18 protein-coding genes are annotated in these 18,479 nt (G+C 71.6%); 4 read left to right on the top strand and 14 right to left on the bottom strand.

Going from position 1 to position 18,479, the window contains the following annotated elements:
* The first annotated feature begins 52 nt into the window (after window positions 1-52).
* Complete coding sequence (locus ACFWNV_RS15060; protein ID WP_383946017.1) at window positions 53-2,008, top strand: ATP-binding protein; 1,956 nt, start codon at window positions 53-55, stop codon at window positions 2,006-2,008.
* A 334-nt stretch (window positions 2,009-2,342) separates the two neighbouring features.
* On the opposite strand, the gene ACFWNV_RS15065 is transcribed toward ACFWNV_RS15060, so the two are convergent.
* The 4 genes from ACFWNV_RS15065 to ACFWNV_RS15080 all read right to left on the bottom strand — a co-directional run bounded on the left by ACFWNV_RS15065 (window position 2,343) and on the right by ACFWNV_RS15080 (window position 5,998).
* Window positions 2,343-2,651 (bottom strand): hypothetical protein, encoded by a 309-nt coding sequence (locus tag ACFWNV_RS15065; protein WP_330300452.1) that lies wholly within the window; start codon window positions 2,649-2,651, stop codon window positions 2,343-2,345.
* 220 nt (window positions 2,652-2,871) lie between these two features.
* Window positions 2,872-3,360, bottom strand: coding sequence for an STAS domain-containing protein (locus tag ACFWNV_RS15070; RefSeq protein WP_383946020.1), 489 nt, complete (start codon window positions 3,358-3,360; stop codon window positions 2,872-2,874).
* A complete protein-coding gene (locus tag ACFWNV_RS15075) occupies window positions 3,357-4,439 on the bottom strand; it encodes a B12-binding domain-containing protein (RefSeq protein ID WP_383946023.1) in 1,083 nt (360 codons plus the stop codon). Before ACFWNV_RS15075 ends, ACFWNV_RS15070 begins: the two co-directional genes overlap by 4 nt.
* Entirely contained in the window at window positions 4,436-5,998 is a 1,563-nt protein-coding gene (locus tag ACFWNV_RS15080; RefSeq protein ID WP_383946117.1) for a PP2C family protein-serine/threonine phosphatase, read from the bottom strand. The genes ACFWNV_RS15075 and ACFWNV_RS15080 overlap by 4 nt, the downstream gene beginning before the upstream one ends.
* 392 nt (window positions 5,999-6,390) lie before the next feature.
* Here ACFWNV_RS15080 and ACFWNV_RS15085 point away from each other — a divergent pair, with 392 nt between their 5' ends.
* Window positions 6,391-6,891 (top strand): MarR family winged helix-turn-helix transcriptional regulator, encoded by a 501-nt coding sequence (locus tag ACFWNV_RS15085; protein ID WP_383946026.1) that lies wholly within the window; start codon window positions 6,391-6,393, stop codon window positions 6,889-6,891.
* Between the two features lie 39 nt (window positions 6,892-6,930).
* Here ACFWNV_RS15085 and ACFWNV_RS15090 read toward each other — a convergent pair whose 3' ends face one another.
* Together ACFWNV_RS15090 and ACFWNV_RS15095 are read right to left on the bottom strand one after the other, a co-directional pair.
* Window positions 6,931-7,398, bottom strand: a complete 468-nt coding sequence (locus ACFWNV_RS15090; RefSeq protein ID WP_383946029.1) for a MarR family winged helix-turn-helix transcriptional regulator — start codon at window positions 7,396-7,398, stop codon at window positions 6,931-6,933.
* A 132-nt stretch (window positions 7,399-7,530) separates the two neighbouring features.
* Window positions 7,531-8,700 (bottom strand): PP2C family protein-serine/threonine phosphatase, encoded by a 1,170-nt coding sequence (locus ACFWNV_RS15095; RefSeq protein ID WP_383946032.1) that lies wholly within the window; start codon window positions 8,698-8,700, stop codon window positions 7,531-7,533.
* Between the two features lie 362 nt (window positions 8,701-9,062).
* Between ACFWNV_RS15095 and ACFWNV_RS15100 the strand changes: the two genes are divergently transcribed.
* Window positions 9,063-9,452 carry a peptidase inhibitor family I36 protein gene (locus ACFWNV_RS15100; RefSeq protein WP_383946034.1) on the top strand — a complete coding sequence of 130 codons (390 nt, stop codon included), beginning with the start codon at window positions 9,063-9,065 and terminating at the stop codon, window positions 9,450-9,452.
* A 278-nt stretch (window positions 9,453-9,730) separates the two neighbouring features.
* Here ACFWNV_RS15100 and ACFWNV_RS15105 read toward each other — a convergent pair whose 3' ends face one another.
* The 8 genes from ACFWNV_RS15105 to ACFWNV_RS15140 all read right to left on the bottom strand — a co-directional run bounded on the left by ACFWNV_RS15105 (window position 9,731) and on the right by ACFWNV_RS15140 (window position 17,018).
* Window positions 9,731-10,672: an ACP S-malonyltransferase gene (locus tag ACFWNV_RS15105; RefSeq protein ID WP_383946037.1), complete on the bottom strand. Its 942-nt coding sequence runs from the start codon at window positions 10,670-10,672 to the stop codon at window positions 9,731-9,733.
* Complete coding sequence (locus ACFWNV_RS15110) at window positions 10,669-11,352, bottom strand: malonate decarboxylase holo-ACP synthase (RefSeq protein ID WP_383946040.1); 684 nt, start codon at window positions 11,350-11,352, stop codon at window positions 10,669-10,671. The genes ACFWNV_RS15105 and ACFWNV_RS15110 overlap by 4 nt, the downstream gene beginning before the upstream one ends.
* A 2-nt stretch (window positions 11,353-11,354) precedes the next feature.
* The gene (mdcE, locus tag ACFWNV_RS15115) at window positions 11,355-12,179 is read right to left on the bottom strand and encodes a biotin-independent malonate decarboxylase subunit gamma (protein ID WP_383946043.1); all 825 of its coding nucleotides are present in this window, start codon (window positions 12,177-12,179) and stop codon (window positions 11,355-11,357) included.
* Complete coding sequence (locus tag ACFWNV_RS15120) at window positions 12,176-13,024, bottom strand: biotin-independent malonate decarboxylase subunit beta (RefSeq protein ID WP_383946046.1); 849 nt, start codon at window positions 13,022-13,024, stop codon at window positions 12,176-12,178. The genes mdcE and ACFWNV_RS15120 overlap by 4 nt, the downstream gene beginning before the upstream one ends.
* A gap of 65 nt (window positions 13,025-13,089) precedes the next feature.
* A complete protein-coding gene (locus ACFWNV_RS15125; protein WP_383946049.1) occupies window positions 13,090-13,377 on the bottom strand; it encodes a malonate decarboxylase subunit delta in 288 nt (95 codons plus the stop codon).
* A gap of 1 nt (window position 13,378) precedes the next feature.
* Entirely contained in the window at window positions 13,379-14,335 is a 957-nt protein-coding gene (locus tag ACFWNV_RS15130; RefSeq protein ID WP_383946052.1) for a triphosphoribosyl-dephospho-CoA synthase, read from the bottom strand.
* A 4-nt stretch (window positions 14,336-14,339) separates the two neighbouring features.
* Window positions 14,340-15,989 (bottom strand): malonate decarboxylase subunit alpha, encoded by a 1,650-nt coding sequence (gene mdcA, locus ACFWNV_RS15135; protein ID WP_383946055.1) that lies wholly within the window; start codon window positions 15,987-15,989, stop codon window positions 14,340-14,342.
* A 78-nt stretch (window positions 15,990-16,067) separates the two neighbouring features.
* Window positions 16,068-17,018: an AEC family transporter gene (locus ACFWNV_RS15140; protein ID WP_383946058.1), complete on the bottom strand. Its 951-nt coding sequence runs from the start codon at window positions 17,016-17,018 to the stop codon at window positions 16,068-16,070.
* A gap of 118 nt (window positions 17,019-17,136) precedes the next feature.
* Between ACFWNV_RS15140 and ACFWNV_RS15145 the strand changes: the two genes are divergently transcribed.
* Entirely contained in the window at window positions 17,137-18,132 is a 996-nt protein-coding gene (locus tag ACFWNV_RS15145) for a LysR family transcriptional regulator (protein ID WP_383946061.1), read from the top strand.
* Window positions 18,133-18,479: the final 347 nt, after the last annotated feature.

Below are 18,479 nucleotides of genomic sequence, written 5' to 3' on the forward strand. Positions count from 1 at the left end.
GGAACTCGACACCCTCGACAGGCTGCTCGGCATCCAGGACGACACCCCGTCGGTGGCGACGGTGGTCATCTCCGCCATCGCCGGCACGGGCGGAGTCGGCAAGACCTCCCTCGCGCTGCAGTGGGCCCACCGCACCCGGCACCGGTTCCCCGACGGCCAGCTGTGGGCCAACCTGCACGGCTACGACGCAGGACCGCCGCCCTCCACCGACCAGGTCCTCGACTCCTTCCTCACCCAGCTGGGCACGGCGGCCGACCGGATCCCGCACACCACCGACGCCAAAGCCGCCCTCTACCGCTCGCTCCTGGCCGGACACCGGATCCTGATCGTCCTCGACAACGCCTCCACCCCCGAACAGATCCGCCCCCTGCTGCCCGGCGAACCGGGCTGCCTCGTCATGGTCACCTCACGCAGCCGACTGTCCGGCCTCGTCGCCCGCGACGGCGCCCACCGCATCAGCCTCGACATCCTCACCCCCGCCGAATCCCACACCCTGCTGGCGGGGATCATCGGCCCCGACCGCACCCACCGGGAGCCAGGGGCAGTCGCCCACCTGGCCCACCACTGCGCGCACCTGCCCCTCGCACTGCGCATCGCCGCCGAACGCATCGCGGCCCGCCCCCACCTCACCATCACCGACTTCGTCCACGACCTGACGACCGAACACCAGCGCCTGAACGAACTGGCCACCGACGACGAGACCACCGCGGTGCGCGGCGTCTTCTCCTGGTCCTACCACGCCCTGCCCGAGGAGGCCGCCCGCGCCTTCCGCCTGCTCGGACTCCACCCCGGGGCCGGCATCAGCCTGGACGCCGCGGCCGCACTCACCGGCACCCCCCGCGCCGCGACCCGCCGGCTGATGGACACGCTGGTAGGAGTCCACCTGCTCACCGAGACCACGGCCGAGCGCTACCAGTTCCACGACCTGCTGCGCGACTACGCCGCCGAATGCGCGACCGCCGACGAACCCGCCGCCTCCCGCGACGCCGCGACCAGCCGGCTCTACACCTGGTACCTGCACACCGCCCACGCCGCCCTGTACGCCTACTACCCCCAGCACCCCGAAGTCCCCCTCGACCCACAACCGCCGACCTGCCACCCACTGACCTTCACCGACCGCGACCACGCCCGTACCTGGTTCGCCGCCGAACACACCACGCTGGTGACCCTCGTCCGCCAAGCCCCCGCGGCCGGCCAGCACACAGCGGGCTGGCAACTCCCCAACGCGCTCGACTGCTACCTGGACAACGTTCGCCATACCGTCGACCACATTGCCGTGCACCGGATGGGTCTGGCCTCCGCCCAGCATCTCGACCACCACCTCGGCCAGCAGTGGGCATACGGGCATCTCGGATGCGCACTGCAGAGCGCGCACCGCGACGAGGAGGCGATCGCCTACTTCCGGCGGGGAGCGGAGATCGCCCGACAGATCGGCCATGCCTTCGGCGAAGCCGCCTGTCTGGGGGACCTCTCGCGTTCGTACAACGTGCTCGGCCGCTACGCGGAGGCGGCCGAGCACAGTCGGCGAGCCCTCGACATCTATCGGTCCATCGGCCACCTACGGAATCAAGCCGTGAGCCTCAGCAACCTCGGCAATGCTCTGAGCGGCCTGGGACTCCACGATCAGGCCCTGGTCCACATGCAGGAAGCCATCGACACCGCCGGCAGGATCGACGACGTGGTCCTCGTATCCCTGTCACTCCAACGACTGGCCGCGATCCTCCATCAGCTGGGCCGCACCGACGAGGGCGTCACCACCCTGCAAAACTCCGCGGAACTCATTCGCCCGTTCGGCGTGGACTACTCCTACGCGGAGGTCCTGCGCGATCTGGGGGATCTCCAGGCAGCCGCAGGGGCACTGGACGAGGCAACGCACGCCTGGCAGGAAGCCCTCGCAGTCTTCACCGGCATCGACCCCGACGAGGCAGCCGCAATCCGCCAACGCCTCGACACCATCAACGGCACCGACCCCGACGAGCAGTCCGCAGCCCCGACCAGCGGCGATTGACCTGCCATGGCAGCACAGGCGGCGGTCTCTCCGACGGCGAACGCCCAGCCGGCCTGGTAGCCCCAGAAAGCACCCAGGCACGGCAGCGGCGAGCCTCGGGCAGTGAGCGCAGGATCCGGTACCGGGTACCCGGTATCCGGCATGGGCGGCAGCACCGTGTCGGCGACGGCCGCGGCCGCGATCACGGTCAGCCCGGTGATGCCGCTGTAGAGGACCCAGGAGGCCGCCGACTCCGGCAAACCCGGCGGTACCTCACCAGAACGCACCCGTGGTCACGCCGGACACCGCCACCCGGCCCGCCCCCAGGAAGCAGAGTCCCGGTGCCGGTCGGACATCAGTACTCCTCGTCGGGATAGCCCCACTGAACCTTCCCGCTCGCACCGGCAGCTACCTCTGCGACGGTCGCCGCGAAGAGCCCTTCGAAATGCGGCCGCCACAGGTAGAAGCGGCTGATCCCCAGCGGAAAGTCGGATTCGCCGGACACGAAGAACGCGCCGTCGTCGTCCACCGCCACCCCCAAAGACACCTGGAGGATGAGGGACTCCTCACGCAGCAGCTCCTCGAGAGCACGGACGATCTCCCAAGCCTGCGGCTCACCCGTGACACCGGTAACGGTGAAGGCGAGATCAATGTTGACCGACATAGGAGGAAGGGTAGAAGGCGCCACCGACAGCGTCAGACGACGGTCCGACATATGACCTCAGCCGTCGGCGGGAAACGGGACCCTGGGGCGGCAAGTTGAGCTGTGGCTTCCTGTCGGACGCCGGACACCCGATCGTGGGTGCCTGGACCGACTCGGGTATGTCCGGCAGCCTGCTGCTCGCCGACGAGCGGGGTCTCGCCGAGGCCTCCGAGATCGCCCGTCAGTTCCGTGCCTCCTCGGAGCGGCGCACCTGATGCACAGCAGTCCCGGGACCGGCCGTATCTCCATCCACCGGCTCTTCCGCGGCTGCGCCCCCGGTGTCTGCGGTCTTCGCCCGCAGCGTGTGGGAGTAAGTTCCCAGACCCGCCTGACCTGTGGGCCTGGCTGTCAGGTGATGCAGGGTTCCGGTCAGTTCGAGGATGCGGTCCAGGCAGACGGGCCGGTCCACGATGTGCAGCTGTACTCCGGCGCTGTCGGTGTGGCGTCGGATCATCAGCAGCGTGGACAGTCCGGTGGAGTCCACTGCGGTGAGGTTCCCGCAGTGCAGGTGCAGGTCCTTCAAGCCGGTGCGGTCCTGCAGGATCCGTACGACGGCGTCGAGGAGGTCGTCGGCGCTCTCGTAGTCGAAGTCGCCGTGCAGCTCGATGCGTACGGTGTCGTCCGCGTCGACGTACGTCAACTGGAGCGGGCTCGGGGGTACGGAGTTCATGCGGAAGTCCTGGCGGCGGGGAGGGGGGTGCTGGTCAGACAGGCACGGCCGGAGCGGAGGATCGCGCCGGCGCGGGGAAAGTCCTTCAGTTCCCGGCCGAGGAGGTCCAGCACGGGGGGCAGGGACTGGGCGGGGACGCCGCGGGCGGTCAGGATTCCGGCGGTCCACTGGAGGAAGCGGGTGAAGACCTCCTCGTCGTCGATGTAGAGGGCGGTGGTGAGGAACTCCACGATGTGGGAGAGGTCCTCGGCCGTGCGCTCGCGCTGGGTTTCGCCGTACCCGCGCATCGCCGGATAGGCGTCCTCCAGCCCTTCGAACACCGCTCGTACGAGCTGAGGCCGGGTGCGGGCGACCACGGTGTACTCCTGGTCGGCCAGGTGGGGCAGGTCGTCGATGACCTGGTGGTTCGGCCGGGGGCGGGGCAGCGGGCGCAGGGCAAGGTCCTGCGCCGCCGTACGGGCATCGGGAGCCCAGTAGTCCGCTTTGAGGAGGCGGGCGTACCTTCCGTTGGGGCCGAAGGCGGCGCCGCCGACCAGGACGGGGGTGCCGGCGGCCTGGCAGGCGGTGATCGTGGCGTGAGCGGTGGGCAGGCGCGTGGGGATCGAGCTGGAGAGCGCCACGAGGCCGGTGTCGGTGGCGTGGATGTGTGCGATGAGGTGGGGAGTGGGGACCTGGGCGCCGAGGTAGTCCACGCGCCAGCCCCGCAGCTTCAGCACCTCGGCAAGGAGCCGGGCGGGCAGCGCGTGCCATTCGCCGTCGACGCAGGCCACCGTGATCCGGCCGCGCGTGGGCGCGGTGCGCGCCGCCGGGTGCTGGGCGACGGCGGCCACGGCACGCTCGTTGATCGCGGTCGCCGCGTGCTCCTGGGCGACGGTGATGCGGTTGGCGGCCCATTCCTCACCGACCCGTCCCTGAACGGGAGCGATCACATCGAGCAGGGCGACCTCCGCGTCCAGCCCCTCGTCCAGCGCCCTGCGCACCGCCTCGGTCGCGGCCGCTTCGTCGCCGCACAGAGCGGCATCCCACAGGTGGCCGGCCAGGACTCCGAGTACGGGGGGCCTCATCGTATCGATGGTCATGCCGTGAACCTGCCCCGAGTGTGGCCGTCCACCGCGCTGAGGTGGTGGGAGCGGGGAGCGGAGATCACCACGACGGCCATGTCGTCGTGGCCGCCGGTCCCCACCCACTGGGACGCGAGCATCTGCACCCGCTCCACCACCGCCTCGCCGGGCATGCCCGCGCAGTCCTCCAGGGCCCGGAAGAGCCGTTCCTCGCCGAACTGCGTGCCGCCCATCGGGCCGCCGCGCGCCTCGGTGATCCCGTCCGTGTACAGGACGCAGGTCTCGCCCGGCTCCAGGGTCACGTGCACGGTTTCGGCGGTGACCTGGGGGAGCGCGCCGACCAGGGTGCCCTTGGTCGCGGCTTCCTCCACCCGGCCGTCGGAGCGCAGGATCAGCGGTGCGGGGTGGCCGGCACTGGTCAGCCGCAGCCGGACGGTGTTGCCGTCCCGTAGGGCGGAGGCCAGGACCAGGGTGGCGAAGCGGGTGTTGTGGGAGTTGAGGAGCGAGGTGTTCAGCAGGCTCAGGATCCGCTGGTGGTCCTGCGCTATGGGCAGCAGCGCGTGGAGCGTGTTGCGGATCTTCCCGGTCATCACGGCGGCTTCCAGCCCCTTGCCGCACACGTCTCCGAGAACGACCAGCGACCCGTCGCCCTCGGTGGAAGCGGGGTGGACGTCGTAGAAGTCGCCGCCGATCCGCTCGTGCTCCTTGGAGGGCCGGTAGCCGCCCGCGTACTCCACGCCGGAAACCTGGTGCAGCAGGGGCGGCAGCAGGTCGCGCATCAGGACGTTGGTGATGGAGGTCTGCTCGGCGTAGAGGCGGGCGGCGGACATCGCGGCGCCGGCCCGCGCGGCGAAGAGCCTCGCGAACACCTCCTCCTCCGCGCTGAACCCGGCCGTGCCGATACCGCGCAGCAGGACCAGCGCCCCCGCGGGGACACCGTGACCGGGCAGGGGGGTGATGACGATGGATCCGACGGCGCCGAACCCGTCGGGGATCAGCCAGGCCGGAGCGGCGGCGGGGTCGATCCAGCGGGAGGGGACGGGAGGGAACCCCTGCAGTGCCTCTCCGAGTCCGGGGACCTGGTCGGGATCGGCGGCGATGCGGGACGAGGAGGGTGAGCCGCCGCGCAGGCACGTCACGACCGGCAGTTCGCGGCCGCGGGAAGGAGCGATGACCAGGGCCGCGTCCGCGAGGTGTTCCGCGGCCATGCGCGCCGTGACGTCCATGCACCGTTCCAGGTTCAGCGAGGACAGCAGCAGGTTCGACGCCTCGGTCAGGAACGCCGTACGTTCGCGCTCCACCTGCAGCGCCGCGTGGGCGAGGCGGTGGTCGGTGTCGTCGACCAGCCACCACACCACCGTGTCGTCCTCGCGGACCGTCGGATGGGCCTCGTACGTCCGGTCGTCTACGGGGCCCTGCACGGTGGGAACGCCTCTGCCGGTCGGCCGCCCATGGGCCGAGGAGAGCCAGGCGGGTACCGAGTCCCTCATGGAGGAGCCGGGTCGTGCACGGGGGAAGATCAGGCCGGCCGCCTCGTTGACGAACAGCAGGACCGACTGGTCGTCCGTCACGAGCACCGGATAGGGGGCCTCACCCCACGGGCCACTGGCCACGGAAGGGTCTGAAATCGCCTCGGTGGTATTCACCAAAAACTGAAGGCCCGCTGCGCGAACCCCTCACCCCATCACATCGAAGAAGATAGTTGCCTTGTGGCAACTATCCTCCACGTGGCCTCCGCCTGACAACTGCACCCCTCTCCTGCCCCCTTCCCCCACGCCATGCACACGACTCACGAACAACTTCTCCACCGGCACCGATCGCGAGGCGCACGCGAGCGGATGACGCGGTCGTCGGACCGGCCCGGACGGGCCCCCATCGACCCACTCCTGCCCGCGAACCCCGCGCCCGGCGGTCCTACCGGTGTGCCGTGGAGCCTGACAAACGGGCTCCCGGCTGACACAGTGGTGAGATGCCCCGAGCCGTCCACTCCCTCACCGATGACCAGGCGGTTGTTGACGCCTGCGCCGTCGCGGAGCTGCTCGGAGTCCTGTGGCATCCGATCCAGGAGACCACCGCGGGACCGGTCCCGCCCTCGCAACTGCGGGCTCTGACCGTCATCGAACGTCGGTCCGGGATAAACCTGCGTGACCTCGGAGAAGCACTCGGATCAGCCCCGCCCGCCGTCAGCCGTCTGTGCGACCGACTGGAAGCGGCAGGCCTGCTCCAGCGCTCCCGCGGCAGGACCAACCGGCGGGAAGTCGAGCTGACCCTGAGCCGGAGCGGACACGCGGTCCTGGCGGACACCCGGTCCCTGCGCACGCACAAGGCGGCCGAGGTGCTCCTGCGGATGTCGCCCCGGGACCGGCGCTCCCTGGCCGAAGGCCTCGCCGCGTTCCGCGACGCGGCCGAGGCCCACATCGGGCTCGGCGAGGTACCGAGCAGCGAGGACAGCCTGCCCGACACCGCCTGAGCCCGGCCGGCCGGGCGGCGCCGACGTACCGACCGGCGTCTATCCGGCAGGCGTCCCGGGCGCGGTGTCCGCGGCCTCGGTGAAGGCGCGCAGGCCCTCCAGCAAGCACTGGCGTCGATCGGCGGGCATGTCCCCCAGCACCTGACGCAGTGCCCGGGAGCGCCGCTCGTGCAGCTCGTCGATGGCCTCCTGCCCGTGCCGCGTCAGCACCAGGCCGACCTGACGCCGATCGTCCGCGCTCCGCCTGCGGTGCAGCAGACCCGCGGCCTCCAGGCGATCGCACAGCCTGCTGGCGGCGGGCGCCTGCGCCCCGACCTCTTCGGCGAGGCGGGTCAGGCTGATGCCGGGGCGGTGGCGGGTTGCCGTCAAGGCCCGCAGCTGCAGTACGGACAGTCGGGGAGAGCCGGCATGGGCGGTGCGGGCCCAGAGATCGACCAGACCCGTCGCGGCCTGGGCGACCTCCCGCGCCGTGGCGGAAAGCCGGTCCTCGGGTCCCGCGCGGTCCATGTGGCCGTCACTCCCCAATGAGCAGGTGCGTTCCTTCCACGCCGGACCGCCGGTGACGGCTCGTCGCACGGAAGGGATACGTCGCGTCTGCCCCCTGAGACGGGAGTATCCCCCCGAGGCGCCACGACTTGGCTAAGCCTCCGCCCGGCCGAACCAGTCCAGGCAGGTGACCAGCGCGTCGTCATCGGCGGCGTTGTCACGATAGGCGGCCAACTCCTCCAGGATCGCCCGCGGCACCGCCGCGGCCGGCAGGAGACCGGTCGCCTGGATGGCGCGGGCCAGCGCCCGCTCCCCGTAGGCGACCCCGCCCTGGCCCGCCGCCCCGTAGACGCCGTCACTGACGAAGATCAAACGGTCCCCCGGGAGCGCGTCGAAGCGCTGTACGGAGTAGGGCGAGTCCTCCAACATTCCCAACGGGAGCTGCGCCTCGAAGTGGACCCGCTCCACGGATCTCTCCCGATAGCGCCACAGCTGGGGCGATCCGGCGTCCACGACCTGGCCGTGCCCCGTGGACAGCTCCAGGCACAGCAGGAGGGTCGAGACGTACTCCCGGCCCTGGTACTGCGCGAAGACGGCCTGGTCCGCCAGTGCGGCCTGATCGGCGATGTCGACCCCTGCCCTCCTGGCGTTGCGCAGCGCGTTGATGGCGAGGTTGGTCAGGAGCGACGCCTGGATCCCCTCGCCCATCCCGTTGGTGACGGTCATCGTGAGGGTGTCGGCGGTCGTGGACCAGTCGAAGTTGTCGCCGTGGATGTCGTAGGCAGGTTCCAGCTGTGCCCCGATGGCGTACTCGGGACGGGCGCACGCGCGCCCCGGCAGCAACTGCCACTGCATCTCCGCCGCCAGCGTCAGCCGGCTCGCCCGGCGGGCCCGCAGGTACAGATCGGTGTCCCGCTCCGCGACGACGATCTCGTGGCCCAGCAGTTCCGCGACGTCCGTCAGCTCCCCGACGACCTCCGGCGTGCACAGGTGTTCCGGCATGCGCACCGTGAGGATCCCGAGCCGGTCGCCCCGTACGGTCACCGGCAGGTGGAGATCCATCGCATTGCCCTCGGCCGAGTACTGGCCGTACGGCTCCTGGCTGCCGAAGGCCCGGCCCTCCGGGGTGGCTTGGAGGGGCAGCGGCTCCGCGGTGTCCGGCAGGGCGGTCACCTGCTGCAGGACGCTCAGGCTGTAGTCCGCCATCAGGAGGTCGACTCCGAGCGCCTGGTAGTGCGCGAGGAGCGCGGAGCGAACCGTTCGGAGCAGGTCGTGCGGTGCGGCGGTGCGCAGAGCGCGTTCCACGGCCAGGAAGTTCGTCATGGCGAGCGTCATTTCTCACGGAGCGGTCGGAAGGAGGCGGGGGTCGCATCTGGAAGGCTGCCCGGCCCACCAGGTCCCATGTGACGGACTCGTGCTACCGGCTACCGGCTACTGGCGACCGGCGGATGCCCGCCCTTGCCGACCGAAGACCACTGTTGTTCAACACCTAAAAATTTGCCATCAAGCAACTGTGTCCTGAGAGTATCGCCTACGGCCTGCCGCTTGGTCGGGCACAGGAAAGTGACGAGGGCTCGGCAAGCGCGGCCGCGAGGGAATCCGCGGTGGGCCTTTGCGGGTAACCGCTCGCCGTGAGCGGCGTTGAATGCTCCGGATCGCCCCCTATCGGCTCGGAGGAACGTTTCGTGTTCACAGCCCGCTCCGCCCTTCTCGGACTCGCCGCCGTCCTGTCCCTTCCGGTGGGTGTCGCGTCTCCGGCCCTGGCGGCCCGGGACTGTCCTGCCGCGAGTCTGTGCACCTACAGCGGCGCCGACCACAGCGGGACCCGCACGGTCATCCCCGCGGGATCCATCCCGTCCGCCGGCACGGACGACGAGGCGCCGGCCGTGCCGCCGAACGCGCGGTCGGCCGTCAACCGGACCGGTTTCCCCGTCAAGTACGGGCAGCTCGAAGTCGTTCAGTGCTTCGCGGCGCCCTGCTACCCCGTGTTCCAGGAGGCCGGTCAGATCCCGGACGGCAGCGACGCCGTCCTGCCGCAACTGGACGGCTCGGCAGTGTTCTCCCGCGGATACTGAGGCGCCCGGCCGGCCCCGCAGCCCCGGGCTCCGAAGGGGGAGGCAGCGGGGTCGGCCCCGGCCAGGGGCTTGTCCCCGGCTGGGGCCCGGGGGCAGGCGGGGTCTGCCGCCTACGGGGCGGGAGGCGCCGGAACTCGTTGTGGGCGTCGATCCCGGTGTCCAGAACGTAGATGGCGGCGTTGCGTCCGCCGGATCCGGGGTAGGGGAAGGTTCCGTCCAGCGGTCGCAGCGGCTGGTCGACTCCGTGGCCCTCGCGCCTCGCCTCAGACCTGTGGCGGTTACGCGTTCTCCGAACGGCGCCTGGTCCAGTCCACCAGTTCACTGACGCGCTCCAGGCTGTTGGCCTGGAGGCAGGCGACCCGGGACTCGGGGAAAGCGGCTGCCGCGAGGCGGGCCAGGGAATCGCCGGGGAGGACCTGGACGAAGAGGTCGACGCCGCGTTCCCGGAGCACGCTGGTCGCCTCGTGCCAGCGGACCGGCCGGGCGATGGACCGGATGAGGTCGTCCCGGACGGCGTCGGCCGTACGGAGCGTGCGGCCTCCCACGTTCCCCGCGAAGGGGGTCGCGGGACGGGCCATCTCCACCTTCGCCATGTGCGCCGCCAGTTCGGCCTCGGGCCCCGACATCAGCGGGCAGTGGGCGGGGACCGATACCGCGAGGCGCACGGCCTTGGTCGCCCCCCGGGCCAGAGCGAGGGCGAGGGCCCGGTCGACGGCCCGGTCGGTGCCCGAGACGGCGACCTGGAGCGGGGCGTTGACGTTCGTCGGGTAGAGGGGATCGTCAGGGGTACCGACGGCCTCCGCGATACCGGCGACCTCGGGCTCCGGGAGGCCGAGGACCACCCCCATCCCGTACCCCGAGGGGTAGGCACGCTCCATCGCGGTACCTCGGACCCGCACCGCGCGGGCCGCGTCGCCGAGGGTCAGCGCGCCGCACGCGACGGCCGCGGAGAAGGCGCCGATGGAGTGGCCGGCCACGTGGTCGGGGCGCACGCCGAGCGCGCTCAGCGCCCGGAAGCTCGCCGCGGACGCGCTGAACAGGGCCAGCTGCGTGGACGCGTTGGACCGCAGGGCCTCGGCCGTGTCCAGGCGGCGGACGTCCTCACCGAGGGCTTCGGAGATCTCGTCGAGGGTCTGGCCGACGGCAGGGTGGTCGGACAGGTCGTGGAGCATGCCGGGGCGCTGCTCGCCCTGGCCGGGGAAGAGCAGGGCGCAGGTCATCGGTGCTCCGGCGTGGGCATGGGCATGGCAGGGGGCGGGGGCGCCCAGGGGTCGCTGACGAGGAAGGGCCCCAGATCGGTGCGCAGCAGTACCTGGGCTTCGCCGCGCGCGAGTTCGGCGGCCGCGATGCCGCCGTACGGAGTCTGGAACTGGAGGTCGATGCGGACCGGCAGCCGGGCCAGGACCGCGAGGAGGCGGGCGGCTTCGCCGGGCGGAACCGGGGCGGGGACGTCGGCGACCAGGTCGAGGTCACTGGAACGGGTGGCGGTGGCCACCGCGGCCGCCAGCTCGAAGGCCGCGCTCCCGCCGGGCCCCCAGGCGCGCACCCAGGCGGGGCGGGCCGGCCCGGGGAGCGCGGCGAGGGCGTGGAAGACGGGCAGGTCCCGGGGAACCGGGCGGGCGCGGTCCAGCAGGTTGGCCGGGGTGAGGACTTCGGCGACCGCGGTACGGGGCACCCGCGCGGCCCAGCGCAGGGAGCGGGTCGCCCCGCGTACGCCCACGGGCAGGAACTCCCGGTCGCGGACGTCACGGCGTACGACGACCCAGGGCGCCCGCTCCAGGGCTGCGCGGAGGGCGGTCCGGTCGGCCGCGGGGTCGATCGGCAGGACCCGGGCCGGGTCGGTGATCCGCAGCAGGTCGTGCGGCCGGGGGCCACCGACCACCAGGCTCGGCCCGGTCACGCTCAGGCCTCCCAGCTCGCGGCGAGCCGGCGGCGGGCCTCGGCGGACGCGGCGCGCGACACCAGTGCCTCCGGCGAGGCGAGCCGGGACGACAGGTCCCGGGGGCCGCCGCGGGCGTCGGCGACGGCCTCGGCGAGGGCCACGCGGACCGACTCGGTGGTCGAGTCCCCGGGCAGCAGCAGGTACAGGGCGCCCAGCTTGGCGAACGACGCGCCGTCGTAGGCCGTGGCGGGTACCTTCTCGGCCGCATCCTCCAGTTCGGCCAGGGTGCGCCGCGTGATGCGTGCGGTCGCCTGCTTGCTCATCACCTGGACCTGGACGGCATCGTCGTCCAGCGCGACGATCCGGTTGGCCTGGAGCCCGTGCGAGAGGAACGCGCCGGAGATGGCGTTGCCGACGACGAACGCGACGACCGGGTGCCCGGCGAGGCGCGCGGTGGCGTAGGCGTCGACCGCGCCCGCGAGCGCCTGGTGGATGCCGACGAGCTCCTCGCGGTAGCCGTAGGCCTGGCTCGGAACGTCGACCACGGCGACGATGGCCCGCTTGGACTGCGGCGGCAGGTCCGCGTCGGCGGTGACCACCGCGCGGATCTCGGCGGCCAGGTTCCACCCCTCCTCCAGGCCGACCTCGCCGTGCCGGGCGCGCGGGAAGCGGCCCTCGGGATCGGGTGCGACGGCGAGGAAGACGGCTTCGGCCCCGCCCAGCGCGGCGGGCGAGCACAGCACGGAGCCGATCGGGCCGGCGTCCGCGGTGCCGGTGAGACGTTCGAACCAGGTGCGGCCCAGGGAGGCGCGGGCGTCCCGTGCCGGGGTTGCGTCGGTGGTCACTTGGAGGCTCCGTTCACCAGGTCGCGCAGGTCTTGCGGGGTGGGCCTGCCCACCGTGTCCACGGCGGACAGGAGGGTGAGGGCGGCCCCCACCTCCGAGCTGCGGGGGGTCGGCGACGGCCCGGCGGTGAAGACGGCGCGCACGGCGGACCGCAGGGCGGCGACGTCGTCGTCCACGAGGGTGTCCGCCAGGCGCACGGCCGTGCGCTGCGCACCGCCGGCCATGGCCCAGATGCCCGCACGGTCCTTGGAATCCAGCTCCGTGACCCCGGCTTCCTGCTCGACCACCTCGGGGCCGTTGAGGGCGAGCCGGCCCTGCCGGGTCATCACCAGGTGGGAGCAGAGCCCGGCGGCGATGCCCATGCCGCCGTAGCAGCCGACCATGCCGGCGACGACGCCGACGACCGGGGTGTACTGCCGCAGCCGCACGATCGCGGCGTGGATGTCTGCGATGGCGAGCAGCCCGAGATTGGCTTCCTGGAGGCGGATGCCGCCCGTCTCCAAAAGGATCACGGCGCGCATCGGGATGCCGTTCTCCCAGTCCCGCGCGGCCAGTTCGAGGGAGCCGGCCAGCTTGGCCCCGCAGACCTCGCCGATGCCGCCGCCCTGGAACTTGCCGTCCAGCGCGACGACCACGGCACGTTCGCCGTCGATGGTGCCGCGCGCGACGACGGCGCCGTCGTCTTCCTGCGGGACGATGCCCTGGGGAGCCAGGTGGGGGGATTCGAGGCGGTCGAAGGGGTCGATCAGCTCGCGGAACGTGCCCTCGTCCAGGACGGCACGGGCGCGCTCGCGGGCCGACAGCTCGGTGAAGGCGTCGGGAAGGGTGACCCTCGGAGGGGTCACCGCAGCGGGCGTCTGAGGGGTCGTAGGACTGCTCGTAGGAACCGCGGGAGTGCTCATGGGAGTAGTCACTGTGCCGCCTCCACAGCCTGGGCCAGGCGCAGCGCCACCGTGCCGGGCGTGGCGCCGAAATCGTTGATCTGGACCTTGGCGGCCAGGTCGGTACGGGAGAAGAACCGTTCGAGCACGGCCTGCCAGATGGTGTCGAAGCCGTCCACGCTGGTGCGCAGCGCCACGGTGATCCCGCTGTCGGCGGGCTCGACGAGGATTTCGAGATCGCCGGACCCGACGACGCCGACGTGGGCGCGCCGAACCGCCGACACGGTGCCGGGGAAGGTGTAGAAGAGCTGTTTCATCTCAACTCCTGGGAAGAATGGTGGAGCCGGTCGTGGAGCCGGCCCCGCTGAGGGCCCCGCTGAGGGCGTCGGCGTAAAGCGCTGCCGCGAGCAGGTCGGCGGACCCGCCGGGAGACAGACCGAGCCCGGTCATCCGGGCGTCGAGCCGTAGGAGCGCGGCCCGCCCTGGCCGGCTCGCGCAGCCTCCGGCCGCGAGGACCGCACGCGCGCCCTCCTGAGCGGCGGCGAGGCCGGTGGGACCGCCCCGGTGCAGCAGACAGGTGTCGTCCAGGGAGCCGATGACGGTGAGCAGCGCGTCGAGCCGGGCGGAGGTCTCGTCAGCGCCTGCGGCCCGCGAGCGGCGCAGGGCGTCAAGCGCCCTGCGTACGTGGGGGAATCCCGCGACGGCCTCGGCCCGGGCACCACCACCGCCGTAGCGGACACCGGCGAGCTGGCCGTTCGACGGTCCGGTGACCGGGGCGGACGGATCGGGGTGGGCGGCGATCGTGCCGGCCGTGGCGCAGAGGGCATCCGTGAAGGACGGGGCATAGGCGAGGGACGGGGCGTCCCCCTCGGGCGCCGACGCCAGCGCGGCCGCGCCCGTCAGGAGCCCGAGGGCCCAGATCGCCCCGCGATGGGTGTTGACCCCGCCGGTCGCGGTCAGCATCCGGGCCTCGGCCCGTCGCCCGATACGGGCCAGTTCGCTGCGCAGCTCGGCCGTGGGCCGGCCGATCCGGGCGCCGGCCGAGGCCATCTCCGCGAAGGAGCCGCGCAGGGTGGCCGCCGACTTCAGCAGCAGGCCGAGGTCCATGTCGTGGTGCGCGCCGGATCCGCGACCGTCGACGAGGCCCGGCTTGGGAGTCAGTTCGGCCTCGGCGGCGAGGGCGTCACTGGCCAGACCGGCGAGGCGGTCCGAGAGCCGGTCAGTGAGTACGTGCGCGGGGGCGCGCAGCGGCGCGGGGGAGAGGGGCGGCGTCATCGGGTCACCAGCTACGGAACTTCGCGGGCGGGTTGTACAGCCCGCCGGACCAGGTGACGAGGTCCTCGACCGAGCGGGCAGCGAGCAGCGAGCGCTTCGCGTCGGCCGGATTGACCTTCAGGTCGGACGGCAGGGCGATGAGCCCGTCGCGGCGCAGCCGCTCCTCGCGTGCGACGTCGTGCTTTCCGGCGATCGGGCTCACCCCGGCGACGGCAGCGAGCGCCTCGCGGCGTTCTTCCAGGTCGCGTGCCTTGTAGAGGTAGGCGATGCCTTCCTCCGTGATGACGTGGGTGACGTCGTCGCCGTAGATCATGACGGGGGCGACGGGGAAGCCCGCGTCCTTGCCGACGGACACCGCGTCGAGGGTTTCCACCAGCTTGGGCACACCGCCCTTCCCGAAGGTCTCGAGGGTCTGCACGACGAGCTTGCGCCCACGCTCGATGCCGTCCTCGACGCGGGCCATTTCGAGCCAGGCGGGGGAGGCGTGGCGCCGGCCGCGGGCGTCCGAGCCCATGTTGGGGGCGCCGCCGAAGCCGGAGAGCCGGCCGTGGGTCACGGTGGACGAGTTCCCGTTGCGGTCGATCTGGAGCGAGGAGCCGATGAACATGTCGGCCGCGTAGAGACCGGACGCCTGGGCGATCAGCCGGTTGGAGCGGAGGTAGCCGTCCTGCCCGGTGGCGAAGACGTCCGGCCGGGCGCGGCAGTACTCCTCCATGCCGACCTCGCCGCCGAACGCGACGATCGACTCCACCCAGCCCGACTCGATGGCCGGGATCAGGGTGGGGTGCGGGTTGAGCACCCAGTTCTTGGCGATCTTGCCGCGCAGCCCGAGGGACTCGCCGTAGGTCGGGAGCAGCAGCTCGATCGCGGCCGTGTCGAAGCCGATCCCGTGGTTGAGGGAGGTGACCTGGTGGCGTTCGTACACACCGCGGATGGCCATCATCGCCATCAGGATCTGGACCTCGGTGATGAGCCTGGGGTCGCGGGTGAACAGCGGCTCGACCTGGTAGGGCCGGTCGGCGACGATGACGAAGTCGACCCAGCCGCCGGGAACGTCGACCCGGGGCAACTGCTCCGCACTGTCCACGAGTTCGTTGACCTGCGCGATGACGATGCCGTCCCGGAAGGCGGCGGCCTCGATGATCGTCGGGGTGTCCTCGGTGTTGGGGCCGGTGCAGAGGTTTCCGTCGCGGTCGGCGGAGTTGGCGGCGACCAGGGCCACGTTGGGGATCAGGTCGACGAAGAAGCGCCCGTACAGCTCCAGGTAGGTGTGGATCGCGCCGATCTCCAGCTTGCCGTCGGCGAGGAGCTGGGCGACCCGGGTGGACTGGGCGCCGGCGAAGGCGAAGTCGGTCTTCGTCGCGATGCCGTCCTCGAAGAGGTCGAGCTGCTCGGGCCGGGAGAACGAGGAGATCAGCAGGTGCAGGTCGTGGACGCGTGCGGGGTCCACGGCGGCCAGCGAACGGCTGAGGAAGTCGGCCTGCTTCTGGTTGTCGCCCTCCAGGACGACCTTGTCGCCCGGCTTGATGAGGGCTTCGAGGGCATCGACGGCCTTCTCCGTGGGGATCACCTTGCCGGTGGCGATGCGCGCGGCGTTCCGCAGACGCTCCGCCTTGTCCTGGCGCCGGGTGTCCCAGGCTGTGGACTGATTCATGGGTGGGTTCCTTGCGTACCGGGTGGGCTTGCCGGGCGGGGGAGCGGGCCGCGTGCGGGGGATCCGCACGCGGGTGGCTCACACGTGCTGGGGAAGCAGGGCGATGACGACCGAGAGCGAGGCGATGCCGGCCAGCGTGGACAGCAGCAGGGTGGATCCGGCGACCTTGGGCCGGACTCCGAAGTTCGCGCCGAAGACGAGCCCGAAGAAGCCGGAGGGGATGGCGGTCAGCAGCACCGCCTCGGTGGTGTTGATCTTGTCCATGCCGAACAGCAGGCACAGGCCCCACACGAACAGCGGCATGACGGCGTTCTTCGCCACGATGCCGTAGGCGACGTTGGAGTTGAAGGACACCTTCTGGGCGGACAGCACGAGGCCGGTCAGGAAGAGGGCCGCGCCGGCGCCCGCGGTGCCGATGGGGGTGAGGGTCTTCTCGATCAGGGTCGGCATCTGCACGCCGCACAGGACCAGGACGAAGGCCAGCATCGGCGCCCAGAAGATCGGCTTGCGGACGGACTTGCCGAGCGCGCTCCCGAAGCGGGAGATCGTGCTTCCAGGAGCGTCCGGACCGAGCTTGTCGTCCTCCAGCAGGGCGAGGGTGAGGGGCGAGATGGTCATCGATCCCAGGGCGATGCAGATCGCGACGGCGATGGCGCCCGTGTCGCCGACGACGGCGGCGGCCAGCGGCAGTCCGATGGAGGCGTAGTTCGGGAATCCGACGGTGAGGGCCTGGACGGCCGCCGAGCTCTTGTCGAGCTTGAACACCTTGAGCTGGAGCCAGAGGGTGATGGCGTACACGACCAGCATCGCGATGACGATCACCGCGATGAACTTGCCGTGCGAGGTGATGTCCGTGCGGCTCTTGGAGGAGATCGACACGAAGAGCGAGGCCGGGATGGCGAAGACCATCACCAGGTGGTTGAGGGAGGAGACGTTCTGGTTGTCGATGAACTTTCGCTTGCCCGCTCCGTAGCCGAGCGCGAGGGCGAAGAACACCGGTAGGAGGGCGGTAGCGATTTCATTGACCATGCCTCTTACAGTGCGGTTGCTGATATATGAGGTCTAATGCCCCTATATCGCCAGTTCCCTAAATAATCGAATAGATATCCCCTGACCTGCGGTGATGAGACCTGAGAGGGCGTTTGGAGTGACCCAGCACACACCGCCGAACGGGGTGCCCGGGGCCGACGGTGTGCCCGGTCCGGGCGCACCCGGCGAGCCGGGCGCAGACCTCGCCACGGCCCTCGCGCCCTACCTCGCCCAGTTCGTGGTCGTGGCCAGGGAGGAGCACCTCACCCACGCCGCGGACCTCCTCGGCGTCAGCCAGCCGACCCTCTCGCGCACCATGTCCCGACTGGAATCCCTGCTCTCCGTGCCGCTCTTCGTCCACGTCGGCCGCGGCATCCGGCTCACCCCCCAGGGCCGCCGCCTGCTCGAACGCGCCGAAGGGGCCCTGGTCCTGCTCGAGCTCGCCCAGCAGGAGATCGCCGCCGAGGCCGACGCCGAACACGGCCTGGTCCGCCTCGCGCACCTGAAGTCGCTCGGCCCGAGAGTGGTCCCCGCACTCCTCGGCGCCTTCCACGCGGAGCACCCGTACGTCCGCTTCACGCTCACCGAGGCCTCCTCCGTACGGATGGTCGAGCTGCTCCGTGCCGGCGAGGCCGACCTCTGCCTGATCGCCCCGGCGCCCGACGCCGCCGGGATCGACTGCGAGACGCTGCGCCGACAAGAACTCCGCCTGGTCCTGCCCGCCGGGCACCGCTGGGCGACCCGCCCCCGGGTGGCCCTCGCCGACTGCCGCTACGAGGCGTTCGTGGCGATGGCCGAGGACTACGGCACCCGGCGCATCGCCGACGGCTTGTGCCAGGACGCGGGCTTCGTGCCCCGGGTCGTCATCGAGACCGATTCCGTCGACACCGTACGGGGCCTGGTCGCCGAGGGACTGGGCATCGCCCTGCTCCCGTACGAGGGCCTCACCCGCCCCGGCACCGCCGACGTCCTCCTCACCCTCGCCCCGGGCGCCCCGCCCCCGACGCGCTCCCTCTGCGTGGCCTGGTCCTCCCACGCGGTCCACCCTCCGGCCGCGACCCTGGTACGCGAGTTCCTGCGCGGCTATCGGCACGAGTCGGCCGGCGGCCACTGACAGCGGCCGGAACCGTGCCGGCCTCCGCGGCACGACCGGAACGTCGAGCGGATCGAAGCACTGGGCGACGGCGAGCGGGAGGGTCCGTTTGCGTGGGGTTGGGAAAGAGGGGTGGCGGTGGGGCCAGTCGTATCGGATGATCTTCGGCTATGGATATGACTATGGCGCGTTCGCGTCTGCTGCCTCCGGTGTTTCTGCTGGTAGGGGCAGTGTTGGGGGTTCTGGGCCCGGTACTGACGCGGCCGAGGCCGGACGGCGGGCGGGAGGTGGCCGGCGGTGCGCTGGGGCAGGTCGTGCACTTGCTGGCGAGTGCGGGATGGTCCTGGGCGGCCTTCGCGTTCGCCATC

Source organism: Streptomyces sp. NPDC058401 (genome assembly GCF_042722885.1).
Taxonomy (GTDB): domain Bacteria; phylum Actinomycetota; class Actinomycetes; order Streptomycetales; family Streptomycetaceae; genus Streptomyces.

Bases quoted from the DNA above. Each gene is read 5' to 3' on its own strand.
- ACFWNV_RS15065 (WP_330300452.1), bottom strand. From the start codon at position 2,651: ATGTCGGTCAACATTGATCTCGCCTTCACCGTTACCGGTGTCACGGGT.
- ACFWNV_RS15070 (WP_383946020.1), bottom strand. From the start codon at position 3,360: ATGAACTCCGTACCCCCGAGCCCGCTCCAGTTGACGTACGTCGACGCG.
- ACFWNV_RS15075 (WP_383946023.1), bottom strand. From the start codon at position 4,439: ATGACCATCGATACGATGAGGCCCCCCGTACTCGGAGTCCTGGCCGGC.
- ACFWNV_RS15085 (WP_383946026.1), top strand. From the start codon at position 6,391: ATGCCCCGAGCCGTCCACTCCCTCACCGATGACCAGGCGGTTGTTGAC.
- ACFWNV_RS15090 (WP_383946029.1), bottom strand. From the start codon at position 7,398: ATGGACCGCGCGGGACCCGAGGACCGGCTTTCCGCCACGGCGCGGGAG.
- ACFWNV_RS15095 (WP_383946032.1), bottom strand. From the start codon at position 8,700: ATGACGAACTTCCTGGCCGTGGAACGCGCTCTGCGCACCGCCGCACCG.
- ACFWNV_RS15105 (WP_383946037.1), bottom strand. From the start codon at position 10,672: ATGACCTGCGCCCTGCTCTTCCCCGGCCAGGGCGAGCAGCGCCCCGGC.
- ACFWNV_RS15125 (WP_383946049.1), bottom strand. From the start codon at position 13,377: ATGAAACAGCTCTTCTACACCTTCCCCGGCACCGTGTCGGCGGTTCGG.
- ACFWNV_RS15130 (WP_383946052.1), bottom strand. From the start codon at position 14,335: ATGACGCCGCCCCTCTCCCCCGCGCCGCTGCGCGCCCCCGCGCACGTA.
- mdcA (WP_383946055.1), bottom strand. From the start codon at position 15,989: ATGAATCAGTCCACAGCCTGGGACACCCGGCGCCAGGACAAGGCGGAG.
- ACFWNV_RS15140 (WP_383946058.1), bottom strand. From the start codon at position 17,018: ATGGTCAATGAAATCGCTACCGCCCTCCTACCGGTGTTCTTCGCCCTC.